Annotated in this window: 15 protein-coding genes; 7 read left to right on the top strand and 8 right to left on the bottom strand. The window is 42.5% G+C overall.

Going from position 1 to position 14084, the window contains the following annotated elements:
• Positions 1 to 100: 100 nt before the first annotated feature.
• The 8 genes from CDG60_RS04655 to CDG60_RS04620 form a co-directional block, all read right to left on the bottom strand.
• Positions 101 to 556, bottom strand: a complete 456-nt coding sequence (locus tag CDG60_RS04655) for a bacteriohemerythrin (protein ID WP_087513381.1) — start codon at positions 554 to 556, stop codon at positions 101 to 103.
• Positions 557 to 808: 252 nt separating this feature from the next.
• Positions 809 to 1657: a class II glutamine amidotransferase gene (locus tag CDG60_RS04650; protein ID WP_087513440.1), complete on the bottom strand. Its 849-nt coding sequence runs from the start codon at positions 1655 to 1657 to the stop codon at positions 809 to 811.
• A 99-nt stretch (positions 1658 to 1756) separates the two neighbouring features.
• Entirely contained in the window at positions 1757 to 2536 is a 780-nt protein-coding gene (locus CDG60_RS04645) for a GNAT family N-acetyltransferase (protein ID WP_087513380.1), read from the bottom strand.
• Between the two features lie 141 nt (positions 2537 to 2677).
• Positions 2678 to 3577, bottom strand: coding sequence for an acetylglutamate kinase (argB, locus tag CDG60_RS04640; RefSeq protein ID WP_087513379.1), 900 nt, complete (start codon positions 3575 to 3577; stop codon positions 2678 to 2680).
• A gap of 10 nt (positions 3578 to 3587) precedes the next feature.
• Complete coding sequence (locus CDG60_RS04635) at positions 3588 to 5012, bottom strand: phosphomannomutase/phosphoglucomutase (RefSeq protein ID WP_087513378.1); 1425 nt, start codon at positions 5010 to 5012, stop codon at positions 3588 to 3590.
• Positions 5013 to 5398: 386 nt separating this feature from the next.
• Complete coding sequence (gene dut, locus CDG60_RS04630) at positions 5399 to 5851, bottom strand: dUTP diphosphatase (RefSeq protein WP_087513377.1); 453 nt, start codon at positions 5849 to 5851, stop codon at positions 5399 to 5401.
• Positions 5852 to 5881: 30 nt separating this feature from the next.
• Entirely contained in the window at positions 5882 to 7921 is a 2040-nt protein-coding gene (locus tag CDG60_RS04625) for a UvrD-helicase domain-containing protein (protein WP_087513376.1), read from the bottom strand.
• A gap of 143 nt (positions 7922 to 8064) precedes the next feature.
• Positions 8065 to 8715, bottom strand: coding sequence for a YiaD family glycine zipper/OmpA-like lipoprotein (locus CDG60_RS04620; RefSeq protein WP_087513375.1), 651 nt, complete (start codon positions 8713 to 8715; stop codon positions 8065 to 8067).
• Between the two features lie 247 nt (positions 8716 to 8962).
• Between CDG60_RS04620 and yihG the strand changes: the two genes are divergently transcribed.
• From yihG to CDG60_RS04585, 7 genes are all read left to right on the top strand, one after another.
• On the top strand, positions 8963 to 9892 hold the full coding sequence (gene yihG, locus CDG60_RS04615; RefSeq protein WP_087513374.1) for a 1-acylglycerol-3-phosphate O-acyltransferase, YihG family: 930 nt from the start codon (positions 8963 to 8965) through the stop codon (positions 9890 to 9892).
• A gap of 29 nt (positions 9893 to 9921) precedes the next feature.
• Positions 9922 to 10971 carry a hypothetical protein gene (locus CDG60_RS04610; protein WP_087513439.1) on the top strand — a complete coding sequence of 350 codons (1050 nt, stop codon included), beginning with the start codon at positions 9922 to 9924 and terminating at the stop codon, positions 10969 to 10971.
• Positions 10972 to 11094: 123 nt separating this feature from the next.
• Positions 11095 to 11826, top strand: coding sequence for a septum site-determining protein MinC (minC, locus tag CDG60_RS04605; protein ID WP_087513373.1), 732 nt, complete (start codon positions 11095 to 11097; stop codon positions 11824 to 11826).
• Positions 11827 to 11890: 64 nt separating this feature from the next.
• Positions 11891 to 12703 carry a septum site-determining protein MinD gene (gene minD, locus CDG60_RS04600; RefSeq protein ID WP_087513372.1) on the top strand — a complete coding sequence of 271 codons (813 nt, stop codon included), beginning with the start codon at positions 11891 to 11893 and terminating at the stop codon, positions 12701 to 12703.
• Positions 12704 to 12705: 2 nt separating this feature from the next.
• Positions 12706 to 12978, top strand: coding sequence for a cell division topological specificity factor MinE (gene minE, locus CDG60_RS04595; protein ID WP_087513371.1), 273 nt, complete (start codon positions 12706 to 12708; stop codon positions 12976 to 12978).
• Positions 12979 to 13179: 201 nt separating this feature from the next.
• The gene (locus CDG60_RS04590) at positions 13180 to 13467 is read left to right on the top strand and encodes a PA4642 family protein (RefSeq protein WP_087513370.1); all 288 of its coding nucleotides are present in this window, start codon (positions 13180 to 13182) and stop codon (positions 13465 to 13467) included.
• Between the two features lie 89 nt (positions 13468 to 13556).
• Positions 13557 to 14078 carry a hypothetical protein gene (locus tag CDG60_RS04585; protein ID WP_087513369.1) on the top strand — a complete coding sequence of 174 codons (522 nt, stop codon included), beginning with the start codon at positions 13557 to 13559 and terminating at the stop codon, positions 14076 to 14078.
• The last annotated feature ends 6 nt before the right edge of the window (positions 14079 to 14084 follow it).

The raw sequence follows: 14084 nt of genomic DNA, 5'->3' as shown, positions 1-14084 counted from the left end.
GAAAATCAAAGCTAATAAAGAAAAAGCAAACTATCTTTTCAGACAGTTTGCTGCGCTTAGTGTATTCCTGTTTTATTTTTTATAATCCCGTTTATCCTTTTTATGAGAAGAAACGAGCAAACCAGTTCTTACCTTTTTTCTTTTCTTTCTCTTTAATGATGCCCATCATGTTTTCTTTCACAGCACCCACATAGTCAGCATCATCGTGCTGAATATGGTTAATCAGCCACTTAGACAGCACTTCATGCAGTTCTGCTTCAATTGAATGCCCCATCTCAAAACGGTCACGATAGGATTCAATTTTTTTAATAAACAGATCATGAACACGTTTATGTGGTACACGATATTTATAACCGGCTTCTTCCTGAAGAGATTCCTCAAAAGTAAAATGCGACTGCGTATAATCAATAATATTTTCAAGAATCTGCTTAACACGCTCACGGTCAGTGTTCACGTTTACATCATCAATTTCATTAATATAATCAAGAATTCGCTTATGCTGATCGTCAATCACATCGATGCCAGTATTGTATTCTGGTATCCATTTCATTTTCATTACGACCACCCCTGATTCAGTTCAACTATCACATAATTAGATAATATATTGATTTACAACAAATAAAAATCTAGTAAAACACCTGGGATTAAGTGTAAATACACAATAGAGTCACAAGCCAATGATTTATATGACTTAATTAATTAAACCCAACCAAAAGAATCAGTTATTTTTTAACCAATGTTAAATATTAGACATGAATATATTTATGTTTTATATATTATTTTTTACGAAATAAATTCAGATATGAAATTAATACTTATCTGCAAGGGTGACCCTTTTCAGTTCAGGATTTAATCTTTCCCGTTCCAGTCTCTCAATATGGGTCAGGGTTCTTTTTACAGGCTGACCATGCTGAAACAGAATCATTTCGCCTGGCTGAAATGCAGTCCAGACTTCATTCTGTGTCAGTGGTTCAGTTGTGATAACAGCAACACGGTCTTCTGGTGTGGTTACTTCACTGAAATCGACCTCCACATCCAGATCAATCAGCTGAGCCGGTTTAAACGGATACTCACGAACCAGCCAGTGCAGTTTGGTCACTGCATAAGTAAACAGTGCCTGACCATTGGAAAGACAGAAGTTAAACGTTCCATGTTCAGCAATAGACGGAGAGATTTCAGCCAGCGCATCAAAGATCTGTTCCAGTGAAGGTTCAGTAAAACCGAACCTGGCAATCAGATGATCCAGCAGATAACAGAATGCTCTTTCACTGTCGGTATTACCTACAGGCGTATAACGCCCTGACAGTTCAGGTGTAAAGTCGTGCAGATCGCCATTGTGCGCAAAAATCCACTGTCGTCCCCACAGTTCACGAATAAAAGGATGTGAATTTTCCAGGTTTATTTTGCCCTGAGTTGCTTTACGGATATGTGCAATCACATTTCGGGCTTTGATCGGATAATTACGGATCAGTTCTGCAATGGGAGATTCCACTGCAGACTGATTATCCACAAAAAGACGGCATGCTTTATCTTCGAAAAAAGCAATACCAAAACCATCACAGTGATCTGAAGTCACACCTGCCCGCTGTGAAAAGCCACGGAATGAAAACGTAATATCCGTGGGGGTCGCACAATTCATTCCAAGCAGTTGGCACATAATCTTTGTCATACAGCATTTATTCTGATGTAACTATTGTGCATGAGTCCGTTATAGGCTGTAAATCACTAAATTCAATACCCTTAACTATTTTATGGATTAACGGTGGATATTTTTCTTCAGGACAAAGTTTTTAGCGATTTCATTCACTTCAAGAAAAACAAAATAATCCAGGCAGTTAAAGTCTTTATCGTAATAAGCTTCACGTGAAAGTTTAGCCTGCATTTTCAGATAGACATCAAACAGTTTAGGAATCTTTTCATCCTGCGGAAAACTGTATTCAGGATATCCAGGTTCATACGCTTCTGTTGCCTGAATATCGCTGGCTTTATGCGCTGGCATATTTTTCATAAACTGATGTGTATGGTAAGCACGTGATTCATTACCATCCATACGGATGCTGACACAGCCAATCAGATGCTTTGCACGCATACCCCACAGTACTTTAGGTACCAGATTCAACCATAAAACCGACAGTGCTTTACCAGAACGATAGCGTGGATGTACACAGGTACGACCTATTTCCACAATATTGGACAGATGAGCAAATTTATCTGTGATGTTGAATTCCTGCGCACTGTAGCTTTTTGACAGCTCATGCCCCTGGAACAGTTTGAGTCGCGTATACGCCACAATTTCATTGCTCATTCTGTCGCGTAAAACCGCATGTTCACAACCGAAGTCATAAATGTCCTGATCGAGACCATTTTCAAAGTCTATGCCAAACTGCTGGGAAAACTGCTCTGCTCTGAACTTCTGAACTTCCTGAATCTGTTTGATGTCTTCCGCCCATTCAAAGCGGTACTGAGTCTGTTCTGATGATTTTTTATTTAATGGAAAACTGAGGTTTTGTCTGTACTGATTCAACTTTGCCAGCATCTGAGTATCCTGCTCTATGTTTATCTTCTCTTTAAGGTAGGCAAAACATGTGACAGGAAAATGACTGTTTTTTAAGCATTGATATTTCATCATAAAGAATAAAAAAGCCTCCGTCACAGGAGGCTTTTTTATTGATCAGAATCAGTGACGGGCACGGTTGGTAATCAGTGTTCCAACACCATGATCTGTAAAAATTTCAAGCAGTGTTGCATGTGGAACACGCCCATCCACAATATGCGCACTGACAACACCACCTTTCACAGCATCCAGCGCACAGCCGACTTTAGGAATCATGCCGCCATAAATCACGCCGGTTTCGATCAGTCTGTCCACTTCCTGGGTACTGAGTCCAGTCAGCAGGTTTTTATTTTCATCGAGCACACCCATGATATTGGTCAGCAGAATCAGCTTTTCTGCACCCAGTGCTTCAGCGACTTTACCCGCAACCAGATCAGCATTGATATTGTAGGTGTTACCTTCTTCATCCACACCCAATGGCGCAATAACAGGAATAAAATCACTCTGGGTGAACATTTCAAGGACGTCAGTTTTTACACCTACCACTTCGCCAACCAAGCCAAGGTCGATCTGTTGCAATGAGCCGTCTTCAGCCGTTTTTGACATCAACAGCTTTTGCGCACGGATTAAATTGCCGTCTTTACCTGTCAGACCAATGGCACGACCACCATGCTGGTTGATCAGGTTAACGATGGATTTGTTGACACTGCCACCAAGCACCATTTCAACAACTTCCATGGTTGCAGGGTCAGTCACCCGCATACCATCAATACGGTCAGATTCACGCCCCAGCTGCTTCAGAAAAGAGTCAACCTGAGGTCCACCACCATGAACCACAATCGGGTTCAGACCTACCGTTTTGAGCAATACAATGTCACGTGCAAATGAGCTTTCCAGTTCAGGATCAGTCATTGCATTGCCACCATATTTCACCACCAGCGTTTTACCTGCAAAACGTTGAATATACGGCAAAGCCTCTGTCAGAATCTGTGCTTTGTCTATGCCGGTATGCTGATGTGGCATACGTCTCTCCTTATTGAGCATTTAAAATGTCTTGTGCAATCTGCGGATACCGATCACTTAACATGGAAACAAATGTGTGTCGGATATCATCCAGCCGTGCTGGATTGTCTGCATCAAAACGGATTGTAAAGTATTCGCCAGTATTTGATGCTCGAATAATGCCAAATCCATCCTCAAAATCAAGTCGTACACCATCAATTTTACTTAACTGAGCGCCATAACGCTTAGATTTAATTTCAACATCACTTAAAACAACGCGCGGTTCTATGCTGTGCGTACTGATATACGTGTCTTCTGTGCTGCAACGTTCAGGATAAGCGGCAAACAGCTGAGATAACGTTAAATCAGCTGACTGGCTCAGATATTCAAGTATGCGCAGTGCCGCATATAAACCATCGTCATAACCAAATCCACGCCCATCATTAAATACATAATGACCGGCATATTCTCCACCAAAGACAGCTGTCCCTCCTGACTGAGCAAGATATTTGCGCAGGAAAGTGCTGCCCGTGCGGATCATATGGGGGGTTCCCCCCAGCTGAGACACTGTGTTTTTCACCATTGTGGAACATTTCACATCAAACACCACCTGATGACCAGGATGCGTTTTCAGGCACATTTCAGCAAATAACGACAGCATACGGTCAGCAGAAATCACTGTTCCACACTCATCAATCACGACCAGTCTGTCACCGTCTCCATCCAGTGCAACACCGATATCTGCACCTGTTTTCAATACAGCATCACGGATCTGAATCAGATGTTTTTCCTGAGATGGGTCGGGGGCGTGATCCGGGAAATTTCCATCTGCTTCACAGCGGATCGCAGTCAGTTCACAACCCATTTTTTTCAGAACCAGGGCAGCACAGCGACCAGCCGAGCCGTTCATCCCATCCAGCACCACTTTAAATGGTCGCTCCAGTTTTACATCCTGCAAAAGCTCATGCTGATACGCCAGACAGTAAGGAACAACCAGTTCATGCTCCAGTAGTGGAATTTCAGCTACCGGTTCAACTGCAAATTTCAACTGAGCTGCAACAGCGACCTGCTGAATCATTTCAGGGCTTGGAGGCTCTCCCTGTATAATCCACTTGATACCGTTATCACTGACGGCGTTGTGACTTGCAGTCACCATGATGCCGTTGCCCGCCGCATTTCTGGCACTATAATACATCAGTGGTGAGGAACAGCATCCCAGCGGGATGACTTCAAATCCATGCTGTTCAAAAATCTGTTGCAGTAACCATGCATACCCTGGACTGCTCAGGCGGGCATCATACCCGATGACAATTTTTTTCTGCCCTGCCTGCATATATTGCTGACAAAGACCACAAGCGATTGCCTGAACAAGTTCAGGGGTAAAAGAGCTGACTGCGCCTCGAATATCGTAGGCACGAAATAAATGCGAAGGAAACGGCTGTTCTGAAAATGTCATTCAATGTTCTACTTTATGACAGCACTTTAATCATGCTTTGAAAAATGATTTCATCAGGTTTTATTTATCACCATACTTTAGCTCGTGCCCTCAATGCCTAAAGTATGATGTGTATTATACATTTGTAAAATATCTTAATACTGTAACAGAATATTTAAAATATTTTACCAAACAATAAATACTCAACAAAATACCTGACAAGAAAAATTTCATATAAACCAATAACTCATTGGTGGTTAATAAAAGAATTATTCGCAATGGAAAGAAATGTTTATTTATTTTGCAATGTTTTTACTTGACAGAATATCCCCTGTTCTGGGTATTTTTTATAATTAAGACAAAATGTGAAAGCCTGATGAATATTTCATCAGGCTTCTGGTTCAGGATCAGTTCTGACCTGTGTGACCAAATCCACCCGCACCACGTTCAGTTGCGACGAATTCATCCACAAGTTCAAACTGTGCCTGCATCACAGGTACCAGTACATACTGAGCCAGACGCTCACCTGGCTCCAGTGTAAATGCTGTCTGACTTCTGTTCCAGACGGACACCATCAGTTCACCCTGGTAGTCTGAATCAATCAGTCCAACCAGATTGCCCAGTACAATCCCGTGCTTATGACCCAGCCCTGAACGAGGCAGAATCAGACCCGCAAAACCAGGATCTGCGATATAGACAGATAAACCTGTTTTGACAAGTACGGTCTGTCCCGGTTCAATTACAGTCGCTTCATTCACACATGCACGCAGATCCAGACCTGCTGAACCGGCAGTTGCATACGCAGGCATTGGCCATTCGCCGCCCAGTCGTGAATCAAGTACTTTTACCTGAACTTTCATACAATAATTTCCTTTGGTTAAATTTTTCAATCAGCGTTTAATCAGATTGCGTAAGTTTTCTAAATACTGCTGCGCCTGGAGTTTCGGATCGACGTCGCCTGCCAGTTTTTTCTTACGTCCCAGCCAGTCCAGTTCATCCTGCGGTAACTCATCCAGAAAACGGCTTGGCGTCATCTGTTTCATCTGACCACCCGCTTTACGCTGTTCTGCCAGAGTAATAGTCAGACCCTGACGCGCACGGGTAATGCCTACATACATTAAGCGACGTTCTTCCTCTACTGTTTCAGCGGCAATTGAGTTTTTATGCGGAAGAATTTCTTCTTCAAGTCCAATCAGATAGACGTAAGGAAACTCCAGACCTTTTGAAGCATGCAGGGTCAGCAAATTGACCTTATCGGTATCTTCCTCTTCCTGCTGCTGCTCCAGCATATCCAGCAGCACCATTTTGCGGATTACACTTTCAATGTTTTTCTCATCAACATCTTCAGCCCGGTTAATCAGGCTTTGAATACTGCTGTAAAGGATTTCAATATTGTCGAGTTTGGTTTTTTCCTGCGCCGGCGTTGCAGCAGACTCTTTGACATAGTCAATATAACCGGCTTCAACCATCATCTTACGGATAATGGGTACGGGTTCATCATCTTCAAGCAACTCACGGGTAAACGTGGTGATGAAGTCTGCAAACTCTGCCAGCTGCGTCGTCGCCTTTTTAGGAATGACCATGGTCAGACGCTGATCGGCTGCCGCCGCCAGCAGTGCCAGATGATTTTCCTGAGCAAAAAGCCCCAGTTTTTCAAGGGTCACGGGACCAATCGCACGTTTAGGTGTATTGATAATTCTTAGAAATGCACTGTCATCTTCAGGGTTAATGATGAGCCGTAAATAACTCATGATGTCCTTGATTTCAGATTTGGCAAAGAATGACTGTCCACCTGAAAGCTTATAAGGAATCTGCATCTGACGCAGCTGTGTTTCCAGAATACGCGCCTGAAAGTTTCCACGGTATAAAATCGCGTAATCTTTCCAGTTTTTTCCGTTCATCAGCTTGTGAGTTAAAAGGTCTTTAACCACACGCTCTGATTCATCGTCATCATTACGGCAGGTAATGATGCGGATCACCTCACCATGTCCCTTATCTGACCATAATTTTTTATCAAAAATATGCGGATTATTTCCAATGACCGTGTTCGCAGCTTTCAGAATACGACTGGTTGAACGATAGTTCTGTTCCAGTTTAATCACTTTCAGATTGGGGAAATCTTCTTTCAGCAGCGCCATATTTTCAGGCTTTGCACCACGCCATGCATAAATGGACTGATCATCATCCCCAACGGCAGTGAACTGCCCCATTACCCCCACCAGCATTTTGACCAGAATATACTGCGCGGTGTTGGTATCCTGATACTCATCCACCAGCAGATAACGTACACGGTTCTGCCACTTATCGCGTACTTCTGCATTTTCCTGAAGCAAACGGGTTGGCATCACAATCAGATCATCAAAGTCCACTGCATTGTACGCACGTAAGTTACGTTCATAGAGCTGATACAGATGTGCAAACTGAACGTCTTCGGCTGTTTCACAGGTTAAATGTGCCTGCTCAGGTGGAATCAGATCGTTTTTCCAGTCTGAAATCATCTTCATAGCTTTGGCGATCAGCTCTTTGCTTTCAGCACCAGAAAGATTGTCGCGATGCATCAGATCCATCAGGATACGTTTACAGTCATCTGCATCCAGAATGGAAAAATTGGCTTTTAAAGGTGTATTTTTCAGCTCAAGACGCAACATATTCAGACCGAAAGTGTGAAATGTCGAAACCGATAAGCCTTTTGCTTCTTCACGGGACAGCAGTTTACCGACCCGCTCTTTCATTTCACGGGCAGCTTTATTGGTAAAGGTCATGGCTGTAATACGATGCGCAGGAATTCTGCACTGCTGAACCAGATAAGCAATTTTCCGGGTGATCACCGATGTTTTACCCGAACCTGCCCCTGCAAGTACTAACAAGGGTCCTTGAGTATATTTCATGGCTTCAAGTTGCTTGTCATTTAACTGACTTGCCAGTGACATAGTTATTCCTCTTCTCTGTCCTTGCAGGATTATAGTCATCTATGCATGACTTTCATAACCCTAAAACTGATTTCCCGTTCATAAAAAAAACCACCCTGAGGTGGTTTTTTGTGTTCAGCCCTTTCAGACTGAACTGTACAGAATTATTGTACTGCGTAGATGCTGATTTCAACACGGCGGTTCTGTTCACGACCCGCAGCAGTTGAGTTGTCAGCGATAGGATTTGCAGAACCCTGACCCTGAGTGTTGATACGTGCAGTAGAAACCCCCTGACCAGCAAGGTAGCTTGCTACAGACTGAGCACGAGCCTGAGACAGAGGAATATTGATCGAGTCATTACCCGTGTTGTCTGTATAACCTGTTACAAGAATACCGCTCTTGTTGTCTTCAGTCAGCGTCTGCGCAACTTTGTTCAGCGTTGAATAGAAGTTAGGTTTGATGTTTGATTTGTTCGTATCAAATGTAATGCTGCCTGGCATGATCAGACCAACAGAACCATCTGGATTACGGTTAACTTCAACACCGGTACCCGCCATTTGCTGACGAAGTTTCTTCTCTTTATTGTCCAGATATACACCTGTCGCACCACCTAAAACAGCACCGATTGCTGCTGCACGGTTGTTCTGACGGCTGGTGTTGGCATTACCTTTAGATACACCATAACCTGCTGCTGCACCGATTAAAGTACCCAATGCTGCTTTGTCGTATTCAACGCCACCGATGTTATTACCTGTAGTCTGGCAACCAGATAAAACCAATGCCCCTACGACCGCTGTAACTGCAAGTGCACGCATTGCATGCCTCCTTAAGAATGAGTCTTGTTGTTTATGTATCAGATGATGAATTAAAAAAAATGGTTAGACCATTGATTTTTTGTTAATAATAAAGCTTTAACTTACATTTTGTAATAATTAATTCCACATTTATCGCTTAGTACATCACAATTTATTCACAGTTGCACTTCAATACTTTTTAAAAGTCGCAGATGTCTTTATAGTGGAATCCATTACAAGTCTATGAGTTTAATGCAGGGATCGCTTTATGTCATCTCAATCAAATAAAGAACCATTATTAAAAAAAATTTCACGTGGTCTTACTGTCGGGTCAGTCATTACAGGCAGCACCTTCTTTCATGGTCCACCTGTCCTGGCACTGGGACTGACCAAACTGGTGAAAAAATCAAAAAAAGTGGATGAAACCAACATTCAGATCACCAACAGCTGGCTGAGTGTCAACAACTGGCTGATTGATCATGTTCTTCCTGATACAAAATGGGATATCAGCATAGATGAAAACCTGAATCTCAGTATGCAGGGTCGTTATCTGATGACCTGCAACCATCAGAGCTGGGTGGACACTACAGTCAATCAGTATTTTGGTCTGACCCGTATGCCACTGACCCGTTTCTTTACCAAATGGGAGCTTATCTTTATTCCTTTTGTTGGTCAGGCATTTAAAATCCTGGGTTTCCCTATGATGAAACGTCACAGCAAGGAACAGATTGCGAAAAATCCTGAGCTGAAACACAGAGATATGGATGAAGCACGTAAAGCCTGTGAGCAACTGCTGAGTCAGCCCTTTACTTTGCTGAACTACCTCGAAGGAACCCGTTTCAGCCCTGAAAAGCATGCACAGCAGCAATCCCCTTTTAAAAATCTGCTTAAACCGAAAGCTGGTGGTCTGGCGCTTGCTCTGAATATTCTGGGTGATCAGATTGATGCTCTGGTGGATATGACAATTGTTTATCCTGATGGCGCACCTGGTTATGGTGAGTTCTGGCTCGGTGAAGTTCCCCGTATTGCTGTCAATTTAAGAAAAATAGAAATTCCTGCCTGGGTTCATGGTGGCAACTATGAAGATGATCCTGAGTTCCGTGAACGTTTTCAGCAATGGGTGGATAAACTCTGGACTGAAAAAGATCAACTGATCACAGACCTAAAAGCAAAATATCAGACTCATAACGTGGCATAACCAGCATGAGCACAGAAGGCAATGCAAGTATGAAACCAGACGATACAATAAAAAAATCAAAATACCAGCATCTTGATCCTAAAAGTCTGTCATTCAGAATCTATCTGATTTATGACATTTTTATGGTGTTTATTATTGTATTTAACCTGTTCTGTCTGGCAACCAACTTTTTCCTGATGAGTAATATCGGGAGCTGGTTTTTTCATGCAATTCATCTGCCCGCTGTTCTCGATTTTTACAAAGAGCATCTGCATCCGTGGGTAATCACGACAGAAGCCTGGTTTATTATTTTTCTGATTGCAGAATTACTGATCCGATGGACGATCGCTATTGTTCAGAAACATCATCGTCGCTGGTTTTTCTTTCCGTTTATTCACTGGTACGAAATTCTCGCGATTGTTCCGCATCTGCGCTTTCTGCGTCTGTTCCGTGCGGGCGTTATTGCTTACCGACTGTATGAAATGGGTTATCAGGTTGTTCCTCCATCCATTCAGAAACGTGCCCTGTTTTACTACAGCATTGTGATGGAAGAACTGTCTGACCGTGTTGTTCTGACTGTGCTGGATGGCGTGAAACATGAACTTGCCACCAGTTCAACGCATAAAAAAATCATTCATGACCTGGTTGACCATCACCGTGTCATGTTTGCACAGGTACTGACTGAGATTCTGCAGGAAGCCCTGGCAACTGAGCTGAAGAAACAGCAGTACAACATTTCGACCAGTGTAGGGAATATTGTCAACCAAGCCATAGAAGACACACCTGAACTGACTCAGTTACTGCGGCTTATTCCTATTGTAGGCAGTCGTATAGAACAGCAGATTCAAAGTATTGGTCAGCGTTTAGGGGAAAACATCACTGAAGGTCTGATTGCTCCATTCGTTGCAGGCAACCCACAGCAGCCAAATGCAGCCTATACATTGATTGCCGACAGGGTCAGTAATCTGAGTATTGATAATGCTGCTCTGGAACAGCTGGTTGAGTCAGTCGTTTATGAAAGCCTGGATGCAATCCGTGCTCAGGTCAAAGTAAAACAGTGGATCGAAAAAATGGAACAGCATGAGCAAGACAAAGAATAAACATCAGAATAAAAATGTTGTGCAGTACAGTAGAGAAATCCCTCAAATTGTTCTAGCATTTGCCCTATTTACAATATTGTTTTGACAGCTCACTGAACAGGTCAGAAATCCTAAGGAATAATTATGGCTGATATACGGATAACAGGCAGAATGGTTAACTTTACACGGTTAACCCTTGATACAGATGATCATGCTGCCATCCGCCAGCAACTTACACAGATGCTTCAGGAGACCGGTTCTCAAGGCACACCTGTCATCATTGACAGTACAGTTGAACAGGAACTGATTGCCCTGATTCAGTTACTGATCAGCCTGGATTTACAGCCTATGGCGGTTATTGATGGACTGCTTGGTGACGAAGCCCGTGCCATTCAGTTCCCTGTTTTACCTGCGGACCGTCCTTTACAGCGGATTAAACCCACCCAGGAACAGGCAGCAGAACCAATAGCTGCCACAGACCAGCAGGATAAGAAAAATGCTAACCCTGCTGAACCTGTTAAAAACAGCCTGACTCAAGGTCATATTACCTCTTTTCATAATGAAATATTGCGTACAGGTCAGTGCCTGGTCCAGGATCACGGCGATATTATCAGTACAGCGGGCATCAACAGTGGCTCAGAAGTCATTGCTTCAGGAAATATACATATTTATGGCAGTGCTCGTGGTAGAGTCATAGCAGGTGCAGGTGGTAACGGGGCAGCACGCATTTTTTGCCACTCCCTTGAAGCCGAACTGGTTTCCATTGCAGGAACATATTGTGTCGCAGATGACATTCCTGCATATGCAGTAAAGAAAGCAGTTCATATTTACCTGAATGATCATCAGGAGCTTGTCTTTGAAGCTCTCGAATTTTAATGTATAAATAAACACCAAAAGCCCCATTTAATTTAAGGGGACGACCATAACAGGAGTGGATTCGGTGGCGAAAATTGTTGTCGTAACATCAGGCAAGGGTGGCGTGGGCAAAACTACGACAAGTGCATCTTTTGCAACAGGTTTAGCCCTTCGTGGCCACAAAACTGTTGTTATTGATTTTGACGTAGGCTTACGTAACCTTGATTTAATAATGGGGTGCGAGCGTCGCGTTGTTTATGATTTTGTAAATGTGCTGAATAACGAAGCAAGATTACAACAGGCATTGATCCGTGATAAGGACATTGAAAACCTTTATATCCTGCCTGCATCTCAGACACGTGATAAAGATGCGCTGACTGATGAAGGCGTAGCACGTGTAATGGATGAACTGTCTCAGGAATTTGATTACATTATCTGTGACTCACCTGCGGGTATCGAGCGCGGTGCGATTCTGGCAATGTATCATGCTGATGAAGCCATCATTGTAACCAACCCTGAAATTTCATCTGTACGTGACTCAGACCGTATTATTGGTATGCTGGACAGCAAAACCAGAAAAGTGGAAAACAATGAAGGTCGCATCCGTAAGCACCTGTGTATCACACGCTTCAACCCAGAACGTGCGGACAAGCAGGAAATGCTGACCATTGATGACATTTCCAAAGATATTTTACGTGTACCAACCATGGGTGTAATCCCAGAATGCCCAAGCGTTCTGCAGGCGTCCAACGAAGGTAAACCGGTCATTCTGTTTACAGAATCAGAAGCTGGTCAGGCTTATGATGACCTGGTTGCCCGCTTCCTTGGTGAAGAACGTCCTTACCGTCATATCTCGGTAAAACCTAAAGGCTGGCTGGCACGATTATTTGGAGCATAAACATGGCAGGATTCTGGAGTAAACTTTTCAGTAATGATGATAAACCTTCAAGCGCTCAAACCGCGAAAGACCGTTTAAAAGTCATTGTTGCTTCTGAAAATGGCCTGGGCAAACGCCTGAGCCAGGACAAAATTGACCAGATGAAGAAAGAAATCATGCAGGTGGTCAACCGCTATGTCCGCGGTGTGGATGAACAGCACATTCAGATGTCTGTCCGTTCAGAAGCAAATATTGAAATGCTTGAAATGAATATCAATTTACCTGAAGAACGATAATTTTATTATTGATTAGTCAGCTGAACTGATTCAGGGCAAAATATGCGGCAGCAGGAAATACTGTATTTCCATGTCACAGAATTTTGCCCTTTTTTGTAGACTGATTTCAGCCAGACTTTGCAGTTTTACTTATTTAAGAAAAGCTCAGAAGTTTTTTATAATGAAAAATATGTCCATTAATTTTTTTGAGGAGATGCTGTTATGGCACTTTCACAGCCAGCAACGTTCAATGAAGAATGGTCAGACGAGCGTGTATTTGCCTATTTAGAGCAACTGCCTCCTGAAGGCGTCAATGCAGATTTTCATGTTCTGTATCATGCTTTCAAACATATGCGCCCTTTTGACTATGAACGTCTTTTAACAAAGTTTGTTGCAGATGGACGCGATGTAAATGCCACTGATCCTGAAGGACAGCGCATTCACGATGTGATCGCTAAGTTTCCACGTCAGAAAGACGGTTTCCTGGAAGTCCTGGCAAAGTTTGCTTAATAAAATACAATGCTACAAAAAGCCTGCGTAAGCAGGTTTTTTTATTAAATTCAATAAAATACCCCCTCTCTGCACCAGTAGAATCATCAATGAAACAGCACATTTATTGTAAAAAAGGCATAGAAACTACTCACAGTTATCCTATTGTTGAGTCTATATTTAAAAATATCTGTGATTTTATTGAACTTAATGAAACATCTGATTTATTAAATAAAACCCATATACATGGTGCAACCAGTACCGAAATACAAAATATTTTAAATATAAAGCTCGAAACTCTAGGTTTCACAAGTGAAAAAAAGGGACTGTTCAAACAGTATATTTCGAGTAATTTGAGACCTGATTTTTTCAAAAAAATTTCAGAAAATGATGGAATTATTGTAGAGGTTGAACGTGGAAAAACCTTAGATAACAATATGGATTTACTTGATATATGGAAATGTCATATCTGCAAGGATGCCAACTATCTCTTTCTCATTATCCCTGAATTTAAAACCAATCAGAAAGGTTCAAAGCAGAAAATATTTGACCGAACCATCAACAGACTTGCTTCATTTTTTGAAGAGGATAATTATATTAATGTAGATGCTGTATTTATTCTCGGTTACTGATCAAAA

Origin of the sequence: Acinetobacter chinensis (assembly GCF_002165375.2) — a bacterium.
In the GTDB taxonomy this organism is placed as follows: Bacteria; Pseudomonadota; Gammaproteobacteria; order Pseudomonadales; family Moraxellaceae; genus Acinetobacter; species Acinetobacter chinensis.
The sequence above is the reverse complement of the archived record's forward strand: the minus strand, read 5'-3'. Positions and strand labels throughout refer to the sequence as shown.